Below are 22,435 nucleotides of genomic sequence, written 5' to 3'. Positions count from 1 at the left end.
AGAATTTATAATTATCTTAACCCACATGAGACAAATAATCGTTGATAAAAGTATTCAAAGAAAAAGAATTGTTTATAAATCAAATACCTCGTTAATATTTGATTATTTTATGATGTATTTTTTGGCTTGGATACTTCCAATTATATCTGTGAAAGTGATATTTTTTTCTGCTAGGCAAAAATTTTCGCTTTTAGAATTATTATTCGTCTTAATTGATCTGTGGTTGATAATTAGTCTTTACTTCATGAACAAATTAGTTGTCTCTAAAGGCAAAACTCCTAACGAAAACAGAGACGCCATTATGCTTGTTTTAGAAGATCAATACCCCGATATCGTATTTACGTCGGGTAATCCCAACTTGATCAGAGGCAAAAAGAAAGTAGGCTATCTAAGGGAACAGATTATTAATATAATTTTAGATGAAAGCAACGTTTGCATAAATATATTAAATACCTACAGAGGTGAGGGCTTTTCTTTTTTCCACGGCCTGATTAACTATTTTAAGAGCAAAAATTTAGCGAGAAATTTTAGATTGGCTATGCCAACTAATAATAATCTAACTTAGTAAAATACAAAATATGGCAATACCACAAGAGGGTGACAAGGCCCCCGATTTTACAGCAAAAGACCAAAATGGCAATACCGTTGCATTATCCGATTTCAAGGGCAAAAATGTTATCCTGTACTTTTATCCGCAGGATAACACCCCAACCTGCACTAATGAGGCGTGTAACTTCCGCGATAATTATCAATCGTTACTCAGCAAAGGGTTTGCAGTGATCGGCGTAAGTACCGACACAGAAAAATCGCACAAAAAATTTGAGAAGAAGTTCAACCTGCCATTTCCACTAATAGCCGACCCGGACAGGATAATTGTAGAACAATATGGCCTCTGGGCTGAGAAAATGTTATTCGGCCGAAAATATATGGGTACCTTGCGTACGACCTTTGTGATCGATCCAAATGGAAAAATCATAAGGGTAATAGATAAAGTTAACAGCAAAAACGCTTCGCAGCAGGTGCTCGACCTGCTACAATAAAAGATTTTTAATTATTTTCGCCATAATTACGAGTAAATCATAAATAATAATACATGTCGGTACAGGTTGATGATGCAGAAATATTACGCAAGTTCCAGGACGAAAAGACCCGGAATGAAGCTTTTAACCTGCTATTAAAAAAATACCAGCAAAAACTCTACTGGCATATCCGCCGGATGGTAGTTGACCATGACGATGCGGATGACCTGATCCAGGATACTTTTGTAAAGGTTTGGAAAAACCTGCCTGGTTTCCGTAGCGACGCCCAGTTGTACACCTGGATGTATCGTATAGCCACTAATGAGTGTATTACATTTCTAAACAAGAAAAAACAAAAAAATAACATTCCACTGGATGACGTATCTTACGAACTTGCCGATACATTGGCGGATTCGGGTTATTTTAACGGCGATCAGGCACAGCTGAAATTGCAGCAGGCTATCTTGACCCTGCCTGAAAAACAGCGCCTTGTGTTTAATATGAAGTATTATGATGATATGAAGTATGAAGAGATGTCGGAAGTGCTGGGAACAAGTGTGGGTGCGCTAAAGGCTTCCTTTCATCTTGCTGTGAAAAAAATTGAATCATTTTTACTATCAAGGGATTAAATTTTAAATTTACTTTAAACCTTTGTGCATGAGATTCATCTATATAACGATATGAACAGCGAAAGAGGAAATAGAGAATGGCTTAATGATTATTTGTCACTTAAACAGGTTAATCCAAATAACCCGTTTACAGTGCCTGATGGCTATTTTGATGAACTGGAGCAGCAGATCGTGTCATATATCAAGTTAGATGAATTAAAAACTGGCTCTCCTTCAAATGGGTTTGCTGTGCCCGAAAAATACTTTGATGAGCTAAGCAACAATATCAACGCCCGTATTGCAATTGAAGGAGCTGCCGATAAAGAGACTACCGGATTTACTGTTCCCGAAGGATATTTTGATGAGTTAAGCCAAAACATCCAAAGCCGCATTGCAGTGGAGGAGGCTTTAGATAAATCGGAAGATGCATTTACCGTACCGCAAGGTTATTTTGATGAGCTAAGTCAGAATATCCAGAGCCGTATTGCAGTGGAGGAGGCTTTAGATAAATCAGAGGATACGTTCTCTGTACCGAAAGGCTACTTTGAAGAGTTAAACCAAAACATTCAAAGCCGTATTGCAGTAGAAGAGGCTTTAAACCAGGTAGAGGTATTTGCTGTTCCTGAGGGTTATTTTGATAGGCTTAACGCAAACATTCTTGATAAAACGGTTAATCAACCAGCTGAAAAGAAAGAAGTTGTAAAACCGAAGAGAGGCATTGTAAGGCAACTATTTGCTTCACAAACCTTTAAGTATGCAACCGCAGCCTGTATTACACTGGCAGTTGGGGCAACTATCCTCTTAACCCAGAATACTGGTGCTCCAGAGGATCACAACCATTCTTTCCTGCATAAATCATTATCACAGGTGTCGGTTGATGATATCAAAGATTACATCCAGTCAAATGTTGATCAGAATGATTCGCACACTCTGATGGATGAAAGCAAACAAGTTAACGCAGATAATTTAAGTAGCGATCTGCAGGATGAATTAGACACCAGTCAATAAAATGTATAAACTGGCCAAACATATCTTTATCATATTTTTGTTTTTGGGTATTTGTACTAAATCGTTCGGGCAGGTTGTCAGGCCATTGCTCCGGCGTCCGCAAAATTTCCAGGAACGAGTGATACAGCGCCGGCAAAACGGTGGCAATAACCGGATAGAAGAGGTACGCGAAGAATATATCAACAAAAGACTTAATATGAATGCCGACCAGGGCCAGCGGTTTTGGCCGGTGTACCGCCGTTACAGGCAGGCCCTCAAGGAAATCCTTCAGAAAAAAAGAGCAAACAACTCACCTGACCAACCCAACGGAAAAGATCAGATTGACAGGGAATTGTATTATGAAAGTGAGTTGGTAAATACCAGAAAATATTATACCGACGAATTTTTAAAGATACTCGCCCCCGAAAAAGTGAGTTTGATATTCAAAAGCGAGCGTGATTTTAATGATGAGCTGATAAAACAACTTTCAGAACGCAGCGAGGCTATAAAGAACAACCCATAATATTTAACAAGCTATATTTGTGGAGGCTTACATATTCAAGTACGTAAGCCTTTGTTATTTTTGCATATGCTCACACTTCGCCAGCTATTTTTAGCTAACAATGCCCAGACAACTGACTTCCCGCTCCTGCTCGAATTTGAACGTGCCGAAGGTATCTATATGTATGATACAGGAGGGAAACGTTATATCGATCTGATCTCTGGCATTGGAGTAAGCAGCCTGGGCCATGGCAATTCCTATGTCATCAATGCCATTAAAGAACAACTGGATAAGTACATGCACCTGATGGTTTATGGCGAATATGTGCAAACACCCCAGGTGCGTTTTGCTGAAAAGCTGGTATCAGTTTTACCTCCACAGCTAAGTTCAGTCTATTTTGTAAACTCGGGAGCCGAAGCCGTTGAAGGAGCGCTTAAACTGGCTAAACGGTACACTGGCCGCAGCAAGATTGTTTCGTGCTATAACTCTTATCACGGCAGCACTAATGGCGCTTTGAGTGTGATGGGTAATGAAGAATACAAACAAGCCTATCGTCCCTTATTGCCGGGTGTCAATTTTATCCGGTTTAATAATATCGATGACCTGGAACTGATCTCTGATGAAACAGCTTGTGTGATTATCGAAACTTTACAAGGAGAAGCAGGTATCCGCGTACCCGATATAGCCTATATGCAAGCCTTACGTAAGCGTTGCACCCAAACCGGCACGCTATTGATACTGGACGAAATACAGGCAGCATTTGGCCGTACAGGTAAACTATTTGCATTTGAGCATTTTGATATAGTTCCGGATATACTGCTTTTAGCCAAGGCCCTGGGCGGAGGCATGCCTCTCGGGGTATTTATCTCCTCCAATCAGATCATGGGGGCACTTAAAGAAAATCCGATACTGGGACATATCACCACATTCGGGGGGCACCCGGTATGCTGTGCTGCCGGATTAGCGGCTCTGGAGGTTTTGTTGAATGAAGACCTTGTTAGTCAGGTTGAGTCTAAAGAGAAACTATTCCGCGAGCTGATGGTGCATCCTGCCATCAAGGGAGTGCGTGGCAAAGGGCTGATGCTGGCTGTCGAACTGGAAAATTTCGAACTGAATAAAAAGATCATTGACCGCTGCATTGATAATGGCGTGGTGGTCGACTGGTTCCTGCATTGCAGTAATTCTATGCGTATCGCTCCGCCTTTGATTATCACGCCGGGCGAGATCAGGAAAGCCTGCAAAATAATTCTCGAGGCTATTGATCATTGCAGTCGATAATAATTGCATTATTTATTTTTTGAACGCCTAACTTAGAACCGATGATTTTTGATTTCAGGCTGAAAGTATTTTATACTGTTGCTCAAAAACTCAGTTTTACAAAAGCTGCGAATGAACTATTTATTACCCAACCTGCGATAACCAAGCACATCAAAGAATTAGAACATCAGCTAAATCTTCAATTGTTTAAACGCAATGGTAGTACTATTACACTCACTACGGCAGGTAAAATATTACTCCAGTATACAGAGCGAATTTTTCATATCTATAATGATCTTGAAACCGAACTCGCCCAGCTAAATAATATTGAAGCAGGCACAGTTCATATTGGTTCGAGCACCACTGTAGCACAAACCATTTTACCGCGTTTACTGGCTTTATTTAAACAAACCTATCCATCTATTTCATTCACCTTTATACAAGGCAATACCGATTATATTACCCAGCAGGTTTTGGATGAAAAAATTGACATTGCCATTGTTGAAGGCGCCGCACACTATCCGCAAATCGCCTATGCGCCCTTTGCTAAAGACGAAATTGTGTTGGTAACCCGGGCAAATAATCAACTCGCCAAAAAAGGTGAAATAAACCCGAGGCAATTACTGAATATCCCCCTTGTTTTGCGCGAAGCAGGTTCCGGCACTTTGGACGTGATATTTAATGCGCTCTCGGACGTGCATATAAACCCTAAAGATTTGCAAATAGAAATTCAACTGGAAAGCAGCATTGCTATAAAAGAATATCTGCTATATTCAGAAACTGCAACTTTTCTTTCTATTCAATCGGTGATCAATGAATTGAAATATAACGAACTGGCGGTTATAGAAATTAAAGGTTTAGAGATATTCAGAATCTTTGAATTTATCCAGTTGCATGGGAAATATACCAAACTTATCGAACTGTTCAAACGTTTTTGCCTATCAAACTATAACTTAAAGTAATCTCATATTACTATTTATCATTTGATTTAAGTTATAATAGCAGTCACCTTTGAGTGTTATCCAAATACAGAATTTATGGCACTCATTACTACCGATCTCTGCATTATAGGCGCTGGCCCTGTAGGTTTATTTGCTGTTTTTGAAGCCGGCTTATTAAAAATGCGTTGTCACCTTATCGACGTATTACCACAGGTTGGCGGCCAGCTATCTGAAATATATCCTCAGAAGCCGATCTATGATATACCCGGTTTTTCGAGCATTAACGCGCAACAATTGGTAAACGGATTGATGGATCAGATTGCCCCGTTTAAACCCACATTTTCATTAGGCGAAAGGGTTGAACAATTACATCAATTAGATGATGCATCCTTTATTTTAGAAACCAATGATGGTACGGAGGTCCATTGCAAAGCTGTGGTAATTGCCGGTGGCCTGGGTTGTTTTGAGCCCCGGAAACCTGCCATAGACAGGCTGGAAGACTTCGAAGGAAAAGGCGTAGCTTACATGATAAAGAATCCGGAAGTTTATAGAAATACAAAAGTAGTACTTTCCGGCGGGGGCGATTCCGCCTTAGACTGGACCATATTTTTAGCAGACATTGCATCCGAAGTAACATTGGTACACAGAGGCGACACTTTCCGGGGATCTCCTGATTCTGCAGAAAAAGTTTTCGGTTTGGCAACGCAGGGAAAGATCAACCTGGTACTGCAATCACATATCACCAGCATAAACGGAAACGGTCATTTGCAGGAAGTGAACATCCTAAACAGGAATAGCGAAGAATCCATTATTGAGACCAATCATTTAATACCGCTCTATGGCCTTACTCCGAAATTGGGTCCGATTGCGGATTGGGGCTTAAATATTAACTTTTCGGCAATAGAGGTAAATACATTCGATTATTCTACCAATGTTCCGGGCATATACGCAATAGGGGATATTAATACCTACCCGGGTAAGTTAAAACTAATACTATGCGGATTTCATGAAGCGGCGTTGATGGCCCAAAGTGCTTTCAGGCAGGTATATCCAGAGCAAAAACTAACTTTCAAGTATACTACAGTTTACGGCGTAACAGCATTTTAATTATGATAACTTTAATTATAGAGGACAGGAATGGTCACCGTGAACCTGTGGAGATACCCGAGGATATAAACCTGAGCTTAATGGAAGTTCTAAAAGCAGCAGATCACCATATACTTGCTACATGCGGAGGTATGGCTCTTTGCGCAACGTGCCATGTTCAGGTTTTGGAAGGACCTGAGGGATATTTTCATCCATCGGATGCCGAACTTGACCTTTTAGATACCTTGCCAGATGCCGGACCGGACAGCCGCCTCGCTTGTCAATTGAGGATAAGGAAAGACATGAATGGAATGGTATTTCGCATACGCGGCGAAGAATGAATACGACTTTGTAGAAACAAATAAAGAGAGCAAGCTCTCTTCATCATAACTAACTATTAACTGATCTTAAAAGCCGGAATAAAGAACGAGACGATGATTTGAAATATCCGGCGTTTTAACTGCCGCAAAGGTGCTCCTCTCGTTTTAAGTTAATGTTACCGATAGATGATGAATAGGTGTTTACACAAAATACAATGTTAACATTTTCAAAATATTAACAATTGGAAGAAGGTTTGTAAAGACAATAACACCAAAAAGAAAACGCCCCGGTTAACGGGGCGTTTATGTTATGCTTTAGTATCAAAGCTGATGCACTCTTTCAGCTCCTTTTCGGTATAGGCCATATTGTATTGTTTCAATACATCATCTGGCACACCATTCCATTGGTTTGGCGCATTGCCTTTGTAACCTACATCTTTTACACCAATCTCGGAGGTATAAAAACCGGTAGCTGTAAGATTACGCATCAAGTTAAAGAAGGCTACTCCCTGGTGCATTTCGGGTTTTGCTTTTTTCGGCCAGGCAATCTCATCAACCATTTCCATTTGCTGGGTATGGTTGCAATCTTTAAATGCCTTATCATATCGTTTCAGGCATTGCATATCCAACCAGCGCAAACCACCACGCATCGGGGTTTGGTGCTCAGGCATATCCTTCACTATAAATTCAATAAAATCAGGCACTTTTGCATCCGAAGCGCTGCCACTTACATCATCTTTAGGAATAATAATATCTCCTAAAATGATAATGGTAGCCATTTCATTATCTGTGAAAAATTTTGGAGCTTCGCGCAACTGTTTATTCACCAGTTTTTCTTCAGCCATACGGTCCGATTCATCCGGACCTTTAGCATCTTTGTTTTCGTTATTCTCAGCGCCCTCTTTTGCCGGTTGCTTGCAGGCATCCAGCAAAACTGATGTGGATATACCACCAACGATCAGGGCTTTAAGGGAATCTCTTCTATCCATGATAACAGAATTAAATATTTTGTTTTTTCATTTGGTCAACTATATACTCCGATGCACGCATGGAGAGCGCCAGTATCGTCCAGGTGATATTCTTATCCGCCTGCGATACAAACTGTCCGCCATCCACGCAGAACAGGTTTTTCACATCATGCGACTGGCTATATTTATTTAATGGCGATTTCTTAGCATCGTTACCCATACGTACCGTTCCGGCCTCATGGATGATATTGCCAGGTGCATGCAAACCGTAGTTATTATGTGGACCGTCGTCTCCCCCCCAGGTAATTACAGCGCCCATGCTGTGTAATATCTCTTTAAAGGTTTCCTTCATGTGCTTAGCCTGATTGATCTCGTAATCCGACCATTTAGTATGGAAACGCAGTACCGGGATGCCATATTTATCTACCACATTCGGATCGATTTCGCAATAGCTGTCCTCGCGGGCAATACCTTCACCTCTGCCGGCCATGCCTACGTGCGCACCAAAGAAGTAACGGTAATCTTCTTTCAGTGAAGCGCCGTAACCGCCTGCTTCTTTTTGCTTACCGTGAATTTTATATGCGCCATTCAGGTTCTGTATATCCCAATTAAAACCATATAAAGGCATACCGAAACCGCCACCGTATTCGATGTGATAACCACGAGGAAAATCCAGTTTCTTATTATCCAGCCACCATGGGGTATACACGTGCATACCGCCTACGCCATCTTCGTTATAGCGTTTACGGTCAAACAATGCAGGAATAATACCGCCCATATCAGCGCCAGTAGAATCGTGAAGATATTTACCTACCACACCGCTTGAGTTACCAATACCATTAGGATAACGGCTTGATTTGGAGTTCAACATTAATCTCGCGCTTTCGCAGGCGCTGGCAGCTAAAATCACCGTACGGCCAAATACCTGGTACTCTTGCATATCAGCCTTGTTCACATACGAAACACCTGTCGCCAGACCGTCGCGGTTGGTTAACACTTCGCGGGCCATAGCATTTACCACCAGGTCGACATTGCCTGTAGCAACCGCCGGTTTTACCAATACTGATGAAGACGAGAAGTCACCATAAATTTTACAACTGCGTCCACACTGTGCGCAGTAGAAACATGCTTCGCGGTCTTTATTGATCTTTTTGGTTAATATAGATAAACGTGAAGGGATTACCGGGATATTGATATTACCAGCAGCCTTCTTTATAAATAACTCGTGTAATCTCGGCTTTGGCGGTGGCAGGAATATACCATCCGGATCGTTATATAAACCTTCATTGGTACCAAATACTCCTATCAGCTTATCTATCTTATCGTAGTAAGGTTTTATATCATCGTAGCCAATTGGCCAGTCATCACCCAACCCATCTATACTGCGGCGTTTAAAGTCATTCGGGCCAAAGCGCAGTGAGATACGTCCCCAGTGATTGGTACGACCGCCCACCATACGGGCGCGCCACCATTCCCAGTTACTCCCGTCTTTCTGGGTGTAGGGTTCGCCATCAATTTCCCATCCCCAGTAGCAACCATCAAAGTCGCCAAACGGACGGAACTTTGTGCTGGCACCACGACGCGGCGATTCCCAAGGTTGTTTTAATTGTGATGAATTTTCGCGGGGGTCATAATTTGGACCTGCCTCAAGCAAACAAACTTTTAAACCTGCATTAGCTAAAACATACGCGGCCATACCGCCACCTGCACCCGAACCAACGATAATAGCATCGTATTTTTTCGGTTGCTTCTTAATCTGGATATCGTCCATTAAATAAGTATTTAAAAAAGGTATTATGTATAAACTGGTGTCGACAAATCTACATTTTGATTTTCTTTTTCAAAATTCAGTTTCAATAACCTTTGTATTTAATTTGTTACTTAAATCATGCTGTTCCGCTTCACCAGGTAAGCTTTCAGAATATTGTGATAACCATCATGGATATTGGCATCAACCAGATCTATATGATACTGCGCACATTTTAGTTCTAACTGATGACGGTAGTTGTCCAAATTTGACCGGTAAGCTTCGCGAATCTTATTTGGGTGAACTTTGATTTCCTCACCGCTTTCAATGTCTACAAATTGATGCGGGCGATTATCAAAATCAAATTCAAGCTCCTTATGACGATCGTTCACATTAAATATCACCACCTCATGTTTGTTATATTTCAGATGCTGAATAGCCGCGAACAAAGCTTGCAGTTTTTCCTCGGTGTAATTATTCTCCAGCATATCGCTGAAGATGATGATCATTGAACGCTGATGAACTTCCTCTGCAATATGATGTAATACACTGGTAATATTGGTTGTGGCGTTCTTTTTAGGCTGATTGTAAACTTTCTCCAGTTCAGCAAACAGGTAAAACAAGTGTTTTGAGGTTGACCGTGCGGCACTGATCCAATCTATCTTATCAGAAAAAAGACACAAGCCAAATGCATCTCTTTGTCTTTTGAACAAATATGCCAAAGACGCCACTGCATAAATAGAGAATTGCAGCTTGTCCATTCCCTTTTCAGGATAATTCATTGACGATGAAGTATCCAGCAGCAGGTAACAGCGCAGATTGGTTTCCTCTTCAAACTGTTTTACAAAAAGCTTATCCGTTCGCGCCAGCAACTTCCAGTCGATGTTTTTTACCGATTCACCATTGTTATACAGACGGTGCTCAGCAAACTCGACAGAAAACCCATGAAAGGGGCTTTGGTGCAAGCCGGTTATAAACCCCTCCACTACCTGCCGGGCCAACAGTTCAAGGTTGGCCAGGTGGCGTATTTCCTGTTCATCGCTTAATTTAGGCATACTGCTAATGTAGTTAACAGATTGGTGTATTCAAATAAAAACTGGTGAATGGGATAATTTATTATAGATACGAACACAATGTTTTTTAGTAATTCAGTATAAGAAAAGTCAGCCTGGATCATCAATGGCTTGACCCGTAGTGCCTATAATTTAAAATCAAAAGTAAAAAGCAAAGGCCTGTGCGATGCCTTCTAAATTTAGAGGAAGGTGGAGGATGGAGTACAAAAAAAAGAGGCCGTCTGAGACGGCCTCTTTTATACTGGTTGAATATATATTATGCTAACTGTTTGTCTAACTTACCGGCAAGTATCGATTTTGGTACTGCACCGATCTGTTTGTCAACGATTTCGCCTTTGTTGAAATATAACAAAGCAGGGATATTGCGGATACCGAACTTCATCGATATGCCTGGGTTATTGTCGACGTTTACTTTACCAACAATAGCCTTGCCGCTATATTCTTTGGAGATTTCCTCAACTACCGGACCAACCATGCGACACGGACCGCACCATTCTGCCCAAAAGTCAACCAAAACCGGTTTATCTGCTTTGAGAACTAGTTCTTCAAAGTTTGCATCAGTTATTTCTAAAGCCATGATTTTTAAATTTAAATTATTTACAAATATATACTATTCAAATTGCTTGCCACAAGTGTACCTATGACAATGTGACAATCATATTATGTACGTATGACACATTAACTTATTGGTGACAATAAATGTAGTCTTATTGGCAGGCAGGGTCAAATTAATTTATTAACAAACAATCAATCCAGTCTGTTTATTAACAATTTACCTACTTCAATACCGGCTCGGCGTGCGTTAAACTCTGTATCTCAGCCATCAAATCATCGCTTGGATTTACCTTAAAAGTTTTGCTTGGCAACTCGATCAGCAACGACTCCTCCATATCTCTTACCATGAATCGCAACGTACAATTCTTTACCGGGTATTTCTGATTATTTTCCTCAACTATCTGTTCCAGGTTGCTCATCAAACTGTCGCTCAGCGAATTCAAATCTATACAAACGGTTACGGATTTGGTTAGTTTGTCGCGCATTTCGGTTAATAAAGACATGGTTGCAATACGCAGATCCCAGTTATCTTTCTGCCTGAATTTTTCTTCAATATTACCTTTGATGTGCAGAAAGTATCCATCAACCAGCAGGTTTCTGAATTTCACATAATCCTCACCAAACAGGGCAAACTCGTAGGAGTCATTGTAATCTTCCAGCACGAATGTTCCAAATGGCTTCCCCGTCTTAGTCATTTTATGCTGAACTGTAGAAACCAGGCCACCTATGCTCAGTTCGCCTTTTTTGCGCAACTCATTAAAGGCTGCCTTCACTTCATCTCCACCCTCGCCGGAGCGCGCTTTTTGCATATTCTTCAGGTCGGATACAGTAGCGTTGCAATAGCGCTGTAATTCTAACTTGTAGTTATCCAGTGGGTGCCCGGTCAGATAAATGCCGATCACATCCTTTTCATATTTCAGCTTTTCTATCAATGGCCACTCTTCGGCCTCAGGCATGGGTGGCTCAGGAATATATGATGCCACTGATCCTCCAAAAAGTGAAGATTGCGAACTGCTTTGGGTATTCTGATAATCAACGCCATATTTACTCAACCGCTCCACACCCGTAAGGACACCATTTTCTGTTTTGGCAAAGAACTGGGCGCGGTTCAATTTAAATTCATCAAAAGCGCCACTGTAAACCAGGTTTTCGTATGATTTTTTATTCACAGAACGCGCATTTGACCGCCTTGCAAAATCATACACAGATTGATATGGCCCATTTTTTTCACGTTCTTCTATGATACTCTCTATAGCTTTTTCACCTACCCCCTTAACGCCAGTTAATCCGAAACGGACCTCTCCTTTTTTATTGACTGAGAACGCCATGTCCGATTCATTAATATCCGGGCCAAGCACAGGTACCCCCATTCGGCGGCATTCTTCCATAAAGAAGGAAATTTTTTCTATCGAGTTCTGGTTATTCAATACCGCTGCCATGTATTCTGCCGGGTAGTGCGCCTTCAGGAAAGCGGTTTGATAGGCAACAAACGCATAACAGGTAGAGTGCGATTTATTGAATGCGTATTGAGCGAAAGCCTTCCAGTCGGTCCAAATTTTAGTTAGCTTATCTTTTGGGTGACCTTTGGCCATGGCCCCATCCATAAACTGCGCCTCCATCTTATTCAATACCTCTATCTGCTTCTTACCCATCGCTTTACGCAATACGTCAGCATCACCTTTACTAAAGCCCGCCAGCTTTTGCGATAAAAGCATCACCTGTTCCTGGTACACAGTAATACCATAGGTTTCGCCCAGGTACTCTTCCATATCATCCAAGTCGAATGTGATAGGTTCGCGGCCATGCTTACGACTGATGAAGTTTGGAATATACTCTATCGGCCCCGGACGGTATAAGGCGTTCATGGCAATCAAATCCTCAAACTTATCCGGCTTCAGATCGCGCAGGTACATTTGCATACCGTCACTTTCAAACTGGAACGTACCGTTGGTATCTCCGCGCTGATAAAGTGCAAAAGTTTCTGCATCATCCAGCGGAATATAATCTATATCGATCTCGACGCCGTGGTTTTGTTTGATCAATCGAAGTGCATCCTTAATGATGGTCAAAGTCTTCAGACCCAAAAAGTCCATCTTGATTACGCCTGCATCCTCAATCACACGGCCATCGAACTGAGTTACCAACAGATCGGAGTCTTTTGCTGTGGCAACTGGAACGATATTAGTCAAATCGTCAGGGGCAATGATGATACCCGCGGCGTGGACGCCCGTATTGCGTACCGACCCTTCCAACTTTTCCGCCTCGCGAAGTACGGTGCCTTTTAGTCCGGGGTCTTTATAAATATCCTGTAATTCGGGCACCTGATCGATGGCCTGGCGCAGGGTGATACCCAAAGTTTCTGGCACCAGCTTTTTCAATGCGCTCACTTCGGATAGCGGCATGTCCAGCACACGGCCGACGTCCTGTATACTGGTACGGGCGGCCATGGAGCCGTAGGTAATGATCTGCGCTACCTGATTCTTGCCATATTTATCAACCACATAGTCGATCACTTTCTGACGGCCCGAGTCATCAAAGTCCGTATCAATATCGGGCATCGACTTTCGGTCGGGGTTCAGGAACCTTTCGAATAGCAAATTATATTTGATCGGGTCGATATTGGTAATGCCTATACAATAAGCCACCACTGATCCCGCTGCCGAACCACGCCCCGGTCCAATAAACACACCCATATCGCGCCCAGCCTTAATAAAGTCGGCTACAATAAGGAAGTACCCTGCAAAACCCATGGTACGGATGGTGAATAACTCAAAATTCAGGCGTTCTTCTACCTCAGGACTTATGTCCTTATAACGTTCCTTCGCACCCGTAAAAGTCAGGTGCTTCAGGTATTCCCACTGGTTCAGGGTGTCTGCATCGGGTGTGTTGTGTATCTTAAATTCTTCAGGGATAACGAAGTTGGGAAGCATGATATCACGCTTCAGTTTCAGCACTTCTACCTTATCGACGATTTCGTTGGTGTTATCCAATGATTCAGGCAGATCGTGAAACAGTCTACCCATCTCGGCCTGTGTTTTAAAGTAGAATTGATCGTTCGGGAAGCCAAAGCGATAACCTTTACCGCCTTCCTCATCCGTTGCTATCGGCGTACTTTGCATATCGCCGGTATTCACACAAAGCAAAATATCGTGCGCGTTGGCATCCTGCTGATCCACATAGTGCGAGTCATTAGAGCAGATCACTTTTACATTATGTTTCTTAGCAAATTTTAGCAGAACTTCATTTACAATATTCTGCTCAGGAATATCGTGGCGCTGTAATTCGATATAATAATCTTCACCAAAAAGATCGAGCCACCATTTAAATTCCTCTTCGGCCCTCTGCTCACCTTCCCTTAATATCGCTTGCGGAACCGAAGCACCGATACAGCAGGTAGTGGCGATTAATCCCTTATGATATTTTACAATAAGCTCTTTATCGATACGGGGCCATTTGCTGTAAAGCCCCTCCATGTAACCCAGCGAACATAACTTTACCAGGTTACGGTAGCCTTCGGCGTTCTTTGCCAAAAGTAGCTGATGGCATCGAACGTCTTTTTTCTCCTTCGTAAACTGTTTTATATGCCGATCGGCTACCACATAAAACTCGCAACCTACAATAGGCTTTACATTATGTTTACTGGCCTCAGCCACAAACTTGAACACGCCGAACATATTCCCATGATCGGTTATGGCCAAAGCCTTCATACCATCGGCAGCGGCTTTTTTGTACAGCTTGGAGATGTCGGCAGCACCGTCTAATAATGAGAATTGAGTATGTACGTGTAAGTGTGAAAAATCTGGCATAACTAATCTGGATCAACTTTCCCGGGGAATACAAATCTATAAAAAAACGCCGTTCATGGTTAATTACTGTTTAAAAAACCCCCATATGTTGAAAACTGAAAATGCGAACTAAATTCAGTAAATTGAGTTCAAAAGCAAACTATTTGACAGCATGATAGTTATAAAATAACCATTGAAAAACATATACCCTTGAAAAGATTTGGCCGCATAGCCTTAAAGACTGCCCTTTGGATTATTGGCAGCGTTCTGTTCCTGGTACTGGTTATTATAATTTTAATTCAGATACCTGGGATTCAGAATTTCATTAAGGACAAAGCGGTCAATTACGTCCAGAATAAGATTCACACCAAAGTTAAGATCGGCCATATAAGTTTAGGCCTTCCAAAGCTGATAGTTATCGACGGCGTTTACATGGAAGACCAGAGACGCGACACCCTTGTAGCCGGGGATCAGCTAAAACTGGATGTAAGCCTGCTTGATCTGCTTCATCACAAATTGACAGTAAACGAAATCAACCTGAAGGGCATCACCGCCAATGTATATCGCAGTAAGGACAGCGTTTTCAACTTCGATTATATCATCAAAGCCTTTAACAGTGGGCCATCTAAACCAGCTAATCCGAAGGATACTTCATCCATGAAGGTCTCGCTGGATAAGATAGTCCTGAACAAGATCAATATAGGCTATAACGACCTGACGAATGGCAATAATGTCAAATTCATATTAGGCCATTTTGATACGCGGATCAAGGATTTTGATATGGATAAAATGAAGTTTTCGATTCCGAAGATCACTGTATCAGACATCGATGCGAAAATTATTCAGACACCGGCGGGTTCGTCTATTCAAAAGGCAGCAACAATTGATACGGCGACACGACCTATCAATATGACCCTTAATCTGGGTATAATTGATCTGTCCCGCATCAAGGTTGATTACCGCACCAATGAAATGGCGGCCAATGTAAATCTCGGAAAGTTTTTGCTCGAGATGAACAAGCTCGATCTGAAAAGCCAGGTGGTAGATATCAATAATATCTCACTGGATAATACCCACGCCTCGCTCACTTTTGCCAAACCACAAACAGTTAAAAAAGCAATCGTCAAAACGGTAAAAAAACTGGATACACTGGTGGCTAAACCCCAAGGCGGCAAACCATGGTCAGCTGTGTTGCGGAAACTCCGCTTTAAAAATGATCACATCCAGTTTGATAACAATGCGCAGGCTCCGTTAAAAAACGGATTAGATTACGCTCACATGAACATACGCGACCTGAATGCAGAATTGGAAAATCTATCTTACACAGCTGACAGCTCTTCGGGAAAGATCAACAACCTGACCTTTATCGAAAAGAGCGGCTTGGCGATCAAGAAATTCCATACCGCTTTCTTCTATGGCGAGCATAAATCTTACCTAAACGATCTATACCTGGAAACACCGCAAACTATTTTACAAAGAAAGATAGCTGTTGGCTATCCTTCTTTAGCTAATATCAACAGGGATTTAGGAAAGATCAATATTAATGCTGACCTGGATGGCAGTCGCCTGGGATTAAAAGATGTACTGCTTGTTATGCCTACCATGGCAACTATGGAGCCATTCAAGCACTCACCGAATGGGGTATTCAAGATCAATGGCCGGGTGAGGGGTCGAGTGAACGACTTAAGTATTCCGTCTCTAGAAATCACAGGCCTAAGTAATACTCACATCAAAGCATCTGCTAAAATGAAGGGGTTACCTGACATAAGCAAGGCTTATTTTGATGTAACGATAAATGACTTTAATACAAGCCGCTCTGATTTGGCTAAAGTTGTTCCTGCACAAATGATACCCTCGAACGTTACTGTTCCCGAGAACTTCAATCTGAAAGGGAACTTCAAAGGCAGCATGGCTAACTTCAATACCAAACTGGCTTTAAAATCGAGCCTGGGCAGCGCTGATGTGGATGCACAAATGAAAAATGGCACCAATAAAAAGAAAGCTACTTATTCAGCGCATGTCAATTTAAATCAGCTAAATGTGGGCGCTTTAACCAAACAGCCTCAGCAACTGGGCAGCTTTACGTTATCAACTGAGATATCTGGCACAGGCATCGATCCAAAAACAGCTAGCCTGCAATTTAATGGCGACATTGCCAGTGCCTACATTAAAGGATATACCTATAAAAACATCGCTCTTAAAGGCACCGCTGTAAACGGCAGCTATACGGCCATTGCCCGGATGAAGGATCCGAATATCAATTTCAGCCTGAATGCTAAAGCTAACTTGAATAAGAAATATCCGTCAGTTAACGCAACACTGGAAGTGGATAGTATTAACCTGAAAAACCTGAACCTGGCAACCAACGAAACCCGGTTTCATGGCAAGATTGAAGCGAATGTGCCCACCGCCGATCCAGATTATTTAAATGCCAATATCAAGGCGACCGACATAGTAATGTTTACATCCGGCAAACGGATCAAAATTGATACAGTAAGCCTGGTATCGACATCCAATGCTGATAGCAGCAGCCTACGCCTGAAAACGCCAATGCTTTATGCCCATATGGTAGGGAAGTACAAGCTGACTGAAATTGGCGCAGCCATCCAAGATGTGTTCAACCAATATTTTAATCGCTCGATTGCCTCTAAAACAGCCATTGCCAAACCAAAATATACGCCGCAGCAATTTAAATTCGATGCCCGCTTTGTAAAGACGCCGCTGGTAACTGATTTTGCCCCGGACCTAAAACAGATGGATCCTATAACAGTTAATGGGTGGTTCAACAGTCAAACCGGTGACCTTGTTGTGAATGGTAATATGCCAAAAGTGATTTATGCCGGTAATGAGATAAGTAATGTAAAACTGGCTATAAAAACCGACCGGGACGAAATGGACTACAGTTTGACAGCCGATCAGATCAGGGCGTCATCTTCTATCAACCTGCTTTATACCAGCATAACAGGCAAGGCTGAGGACGATAAACTGGACGTCAATTTACAGGTTCGGGATGCTGCAAAAAAAGAACGCTACCGGATTGCAGGCATATTCAGCTTATTACCTAACGAATATCAATTCAGTTTCCTGCAAAACGGCCTCCTGCTCGATTATAAGCAATGGGCTGTAAGCACAGACAACGCTCTGCAATTTGGTGACAAGGGCATATTTGCCAAAGATTTCACCATTACTAACAACAATCAGATACTAAGTATTAATAGCACTGCTCAACAAATGAATGCCCCTGTTAAAGTCGATTTTAAAAATTTCCACATCGAGACTTTAACTCGTATAGCTCAACAGGATTCATTACAAGTTGGCGGCGTCATCAACGGAGATGCTACCATCAGCAATTTCCAGAAATCGCTAGTATTTACAACAGCTATGAATATTAGCGACTTTAACTTTAAGGGAGATACCGTCGGCAATATTGCCATCAAAATAAATAATCAAACAGAAAATACTTTTGCCGCAGACGTAGGTATTACAGGCCAAGGCAACCAGGTTGATTTGAAGGGATTGTATTATACCGCTCTTCAAAGCCGTTTTGATCTTGACCTGAACATTGTGAAACTGAATATGAAAAGTATTGAAGGCTTTAGCTTCGGTAGCATCAAAGAAGCAAGTGGCGACATTACCGGTGAGCTGAAGATAACAGGTACCACAGCAGCGCCGACCATACGCGGTGACGTAAATTTTAACAAAGTTGGGTTCAATGTATCTATGCTGAATTCTTACTTTACCATGCCACGCGAAAGCATCACTTTTAATAATGACGGCATACGATTTAATGATTTTACCCTAGTTGATTCAACCGGCAATAAAGCAATAGTATCCGGAACGGTTTACACCTCTAATTATGCCGACTACAAATTCGGGGTTAATATCCACAGCGATAATTTCAGGGTGATCAACTCAACACGGGAAGACAACCAGCTGTACTATGGAAAACTATATTTGAATAGCGACATCAAAATAAGAGGCGATATGAATTCACCGGTTGTGGCAGCAGACCTTACAGTGAATGACAAAACCAACCTAACCATCGTTCTTCCATCGAGTGACCCAAGTATAGAAGACCGGAAAGGGGTGGTAGAATTTATTGACCCTAATGCCCCTAAGTCGGATTCTATTATGCTGGCCCGGCAGCTTGATTCTTTGAAGAAAAGCAAACTCAAGGGCATGGATGTAAACGCCACCATCAGAGTGAACCGAAATGCCGTTTTTAATATTGTGGTCGATCAGAACAATGGTGACATTGTCCATATTAAAGGTGAAGCACAACTGAATGGAGGGATAGACCCTAGCGGGAAGACGAATTTAACAGGAACCTATACTGTAGAGCAAGGATCATACAATCTTTCCTACGCCTCAGTCAACCGTAAATTCATTTTCAAAAAAGGGAGCAGTATAACCTGGACCGGCGATCCTACCAGCGCCAGTATCAACCTGACAGCCACTTATGTGGCCGATGTACCTCCTATCGACCTGGTAAGCGACCAATTGACGGGTACGGAAAATCAAACCATGTATAAGCAAAAGCTACCGTTCAACGTAAACCTGACACTGCAGAATGATCTAATGAAACCAGATATCAGTTTTGATATCGTGTTACCAGACAGCAGCTACACTGTATCCCAGGATGTAATTAACACGGTTGATTCCCGGCTTGCGCAGATCAGGCAAGATCCAAATGAGTTGAATAAGCAAGTGTTAGGAGTCTTAGTGTTAGGTCACTTTATTGGCGATAATCCACTGCAAAGCCAGGGGGGCAATGCCGGTGTTGAGGGTTTGGTACGCAATAGCGTGAGCAGCTTGTTGTCAGATCAACTGAACCGGCTGGCAGGTAACCTGATAGCAGGTGTTGATTTAAACTTCGGATTAACATCTGGCGAAGACTACTCCTCCGGTACAGCCCAAAACCGAACGGACCTGAATGTAGGGCTATCCAAGCGGTTTCTAAATGACCGGCTTACTGTGAGTGTGGGGAACAATTTCAATCTTGAGGGTCAGAATCAACCCGGGCAAAAAACCACTGATATAGCGGGAAATGTTTCCGTGAATTATAAACTGAGTAAAGATGGCCGCTATCAACTACGCGCCTATCGCCGCGACCAATTTGTGGTGATTGAGGGCGAGATCATTGAAACCGGTGTAGGCTTTACGTTAACCGTCGATTACAACCGCTTTAGCCAGATATTCAGAAGAAAAACGCCTAAGGACAAGGAATTGGAACGTAAATACAAGCAAGATCAAAAAGAAAAAGACCAGGAAGCTAAAAATACCCAGCAGCAAGCAGCCAACTAATTACCCCATGAATCCAAGACTACGATATATTTTCATTCTTTCGCTTGTACTGACTGCCTGCAGCACTACCAAATATCTCGGGCCAAATCAGAAACTCTATGATGGCGGCACTGTAAAATTTGCCGACACTGCGGGGAATGTAACTGCAAAAGACGCAAAGGGAATGAGCGAAGAACTAACTGATCTGCTGCGTCCTCATCCAAATTCAAAAATATTGGGGATGCGGGTAAAACTATGGATATACGATAAGACCAAAACCAACAAAAGGAAAGGATTCAGGCATTGGCTCAATACCAAATTCGGTCAGCCACCAGTATTGATCAGCGAGGTTGACGTGGACAAGAACAGCCAGGTATTACAAAGCAGACTGCAAAATGAAAGTTATTTCCAGGCGCAGGTAAGCGGCGACACCATCAGCAAGAAGAAAATCGCCAAGGCAATATATACTGTAGAACCTGGTCCAAATTATACCATCCGTTCGGTATATTTCCCAACAGGGAAAAGCGATGTAGATACGGCAGTTGCCGGGACTGTAAAGCAAACCTTATTCGTTGTTGGCAATAACTATAACCTGGATGTGATAAAGAATGAGCGCTTACGTATTGATGCAAGGTTAAAGGAGGAAGGTTTTTATTATTTCGCACCTGAAGACCTGATTATGCGCGTGGATAGTACCGTAAAAGGCCACCAGGTAGATATTTATGTAAAAGTAAAAGACGAAACCGCCGACGAGGCGCGCAGGATATATAAGATTGGCAATATTTATGTGTACCCGCATTATACATTAAGGGATACTGCTCTTAAACTCGATTCGGCAGTAAAATATCGCTGGTATAATGTGATCGACACAAAAAATACAGTACGGCCATTCGTATTTAAAAACTCTGTATTGTTACAGCCAGGACAGGTTTATAACCGTACTGATCACAATAAGTCATTGAACAGGATGATTAACCTGGGGCCTTTTAAATTTGTAAAAAACCGGTTTGAAGATGTTTCTGCTGACTCATCGAAGTTAAATATTTACTACTTTTTGACGCCGTACCCGAAGAAATCCCTGCAACTTGACTTATTAGGGCGAACTACATCTGCGAATTACACAGGTACACAGATCAATATAAACTGGAAAAACCGTAATGCCTTTAAAGGAGCCGAAGCCCTGACTGTTACCCTATTCGGCAGTTCAGACGTTCAGTTCTCCGGACAAAATAGCGGCTATAATGTATACCAAACCGGCGTTCAGACTACCGTATCATGGCCGCGCTTTATCATGCCGTTCCGCGATCCAAAGGCTGACAACGCCTACATTCCACATACCAACTTGACCTTAGGATATACACTTGTTAATCGCAGTAAGCTTTATCTTTTGAATTCATACACCGGATCATGGGGCTATGAATGGAAGCAGAACACCTTTGTTACCCATGATCTGAATCTTATCAATGTGACCCGGGTAGATGCAGCTCACATAACACAGCAATATTTAGATAGTATACAACATACGCAAAACCCAACACTGAAACATGTAATAGATAACCAATTTACTTTCGGGCCAAGTTATGGGTATACGTACACAACTACCACACAAACCAATCGCACCAATACCTATTTTTATAATGGAAGAATTTCCCTTTCAGGCAACATTTATGGTTTGTTAACAGGTGCAGACACATTAGCCGGAAAGGTGCGCAAGTTGTTTGGCGTTCCATTTAACCAATATGTAAAGATTGAGAATGAATTCCATTTTTATCATAAACTAACCCCCAATAGCAGTATCGCTACCAGATTGATCGTAGGTCTTGGTTTACCATATGGCAATTCTACTATTCTGCCGTACAGCCAGCAATTTTTCATAGGTGGCACCAATAGCCTGCGTGGATTCAGGGCTAGATCAATCGGGCCAGGCACTTACACACCGGCAGAGACAATTACGAGCGCCAATGGTTTCCTTCCGGATGAATCGGGCGATATAAAAATTGAAGCCAATGTGGAATACCGGCCGAAATTATTTAGTATCGTATACGGCGCGCTTTTTATGGATGCGGGAAATATATGGAACTTAAGACCGCATGCGGGGTTACCGGGGGCAGCCTTTGGTAAAGATTTCATCAATCAAATGGCTGTGGACTGGGGCTTCGGTTTACGCTTTGACTTAACTGTTCTTATCCTTCGTACTGATCTGGGGTTCCCGGTACGTTATCCGTTCCCTCCGGGACAGCCTTATAAGTTTAAAGCGCAATACGGAGTATTCAATCTGGCCATAGGATATCCCTTTTAGTCAAT

General features: G+C 42.2%; 16 protein-coding genes. 11 read left to right on the top strand and 5 right to left on the bottom strand.

The genetic code is table 11. From position 1 onward, the window contains the following. Window positions 1-25: 25 nt before the first annotated feature. From Q3A68_RS07190 to Q3A68_RS07150, 9 genes are all read left to right on the top strand, one after another. Window positions 26-565: a hypothetical protein gene (locus tag Q3A68_RS07190; RefSeq protein ID WP_302900382.1), complete on the top strand. Its 540-nt coding sequence runs from the start codon at window positions 26-28 to the stop codon at window positions 563-565. Window positions 566-578: 13 nt separating this feature from the next. Then, entirely contained in the window at window positions 579-1,040 is a 462-nt protein-coding gene (gene bcp, locus Q3A68_RS07185) for a thioredoxin-dependent thiol peroxidase (RefSeq protein ID WP_302900381.1), read from the top strand. 53 nt (window positions 1,041-1,093) lie between these two features. Continuing rightward, complete coding sequence (locus tag Q3A68_RS07180; protein ID WP_302900380.1) at window positions 1,094-1,648, top strand: RNA polymerase sigma factor; 555 nt, start codon at window positions 1,094-1,096, stop codon at window positions 1,646-1,648. Between the two features lie 51 nt (window positions 1,649-1,699). Continuing rightward, on the top strand, window positions 1,700-2,635 hold the full coding sequence (locus Q3A68_RS07175) for a hypothetical protein (RefSeq protein WP_302900379.1): 936 nt from the start codon (window positions 1,700-1,702) through the stop codon (window positions 2,633-2,635). A gap of 1 nt (window position 2,636) precedes the next feature. Continuing rightward, window positions 2,637-3,137 carry a hypothetical protein gene (locus tag Q3A68_RS07170; protein WP_302900378.1) on the top strand — a complete coding sequence of 167 codons (501 nt, stop codon included), beginning with the start codon at window positions 2,637-2,639 and terminating at the stop codon, window positions 3,135-3,137. Between the two features lie 66 nt (window positions 3,138-3,203). Then, window positions 3,204-4,394: an aspartate aminotransferase family protein gene (locus Q3A68_RS07165; protein WP_302900377.1), complete on the top strand. Its 1,191-nt coding sequence runs from the start codon at window positions 3,204-3,206 to the stop codon at window positions 4,392-4,394. Window positions 4,395-4,435: 41 nt separating this feature from the next. After that, on the top strand, window positions 4,436-5,335 hold the full coding sequence (locus Q3A68_RS07160) for a LysR substrate-binding domain-containing protein (protein WP_302900376.1): 900 nt from the start codon (window positions 4,436-4,438) through the stop codon (window positions 5,333-5,335). A gap of 75 nt (window positions 5,336-5,410) precedes the next feature. Then, window positions 5,411-6,421, top strand: coding sequence for an NAD(P)/FAD-dependent oxidoreductase (locus tag Q3A68_RS07155; RefSeq protein ID WP_302900375.1), 1,011 nt, complete (start codon window positions 5,411-5,413; stop codon window positions 6,419-6,421). A gap of 2 nt (window positions 6,422-6,423) precedes the next feature. Further along, complete coding sequence (locus Q3A68_RS07150; protein WP_302900374.1) at window positions 6,424-6,741, top strand: 2Fe-2S iron-sulfur cluster-binding protein; 318 nt, start codon at window positions 6,424-6,426, stop codon at window positions 6,739-6,741. Between the two features lie 287 nt (window positions 6,742-7,028). Here the strand turns inward: Q3A68_RS07150 and Q3A68_RS07145 are convergent, their stop codons facing one another. The 5 genes from Q3A68_RS07145 to dnaE all read right to left on the bottom strand — a co-directional run bounded on the left by Q3A68_RS07145 (window position 7,029) and on the right by dnaE (window position 14,869). Beyond that, a complete protein-coding gene (locus tag Q3A68_RS07145) occupies window positions 7,029-7,709 on the bottom strand; it encodes a gluconate 2-dehydrogenase subunit 3 family protein (RefSeq protein WP_302900373.1) in 681 nt (226 codons plus the stop codon). Window positions 7,710-7,719: 10 nt separating this feature from the next. Next, complete coding sequence (locus Q3A68_RS07140; RefSeq protein ID WP_302900372.1) at window positions 7,720-9,459, bottom strand: GMC family oxidoreductase; 1,740 nt, start codon at window positions 9,457-9,459, stop codon at window positions 7,720-7,722. A gap of 110 nt (window positions 9,460-9,569) precedes the next feature. After that, complete coding sequence (locus tag Q3A68_RS07135; protein WP_302900371.1) at window positions 9,570-10,490, bottom strand: DUF58 domain-containing protein; 921 nt, start codon at window positions 10,488-10,490, stop codon at window positions 9,570-9,572. Between the two features lie 274 nt (window positions 10,491-10,764). Further along, window positions 10,765-11,085: a thioredoxin gene (gene trxA / locus Q3A68_RS07130; protein WP_302900370.1), complete on the bottom strand. Its 321-nt coding sequence runs from the start codon at window positions 11,083-11,085 to the stop codon at window positions 10,765-10,767. 199 nt (window positions 11,086-11,284) lie between these two features. Continuing rightward, window positions 11,285-14,869: a DNA polymerase III subunit alpha gene (dnaE, locus tag Q3A68_RS07125; RefSeq protein WP_302900369.1), complete on the bottom strand. Its 3,585-nt coding sequence runs from the start codon at window positions 14,867-14,869 to the stop codon at window positions 11,285-11,287. Between the two features lie 189 nt (window positions 14,870-15,058). Here dnaE and Q3A68_RS07120 point away from each other — a divergent pair, with 189 nt between their 5' ends. Both Q3A68_RS07120 and tamL read left to right on the top strand, forming a co-directional pair. After that, on the top strand, window positions 15,059-20,152 hold the full coding sequence (locus Q3A68_RS07120) for a translocation/assembly module TamB domain-containing protein (RefSeq protein WP_302900368.1): 5,094 nt from the start codon (window positions 15,059-15,061) through the stop codon (window positions 20,150-20,152). Between the two features lie 7 nt (window positions 20,153-20,159). After that, window positions 20,160-22,430 carry a translocation and assembly module lipoprotein TamL gene (gene tamL, locus Q3A68_RS07115; RefSeq protein ID WP_302900367.1) on the top strand — a complete coding sequence of 757 codons (2,271 nt, stop codon included), beginning with the start codon at window positions 20,160-20,162 and terminating at the stop codon, window positions 22,428-22,430. Window positions 22,431-22,435 lie beyond the last annotated feature (5 nt).

Origin of the sequence: Mucilaginibacter tolerans, from assembly GCF_030519375.1 — a bacterium.
In the GTDB taxonomy this organism is placed as follows: Bacteria; Bacteroidota; Bacteroidia; order Sphingobacteriales; family Sphingobacteriaceae; genus Mucilaginibacter.
This window is presented reverse-complemented; position numbering and strand designations above follow the sequence as displayed.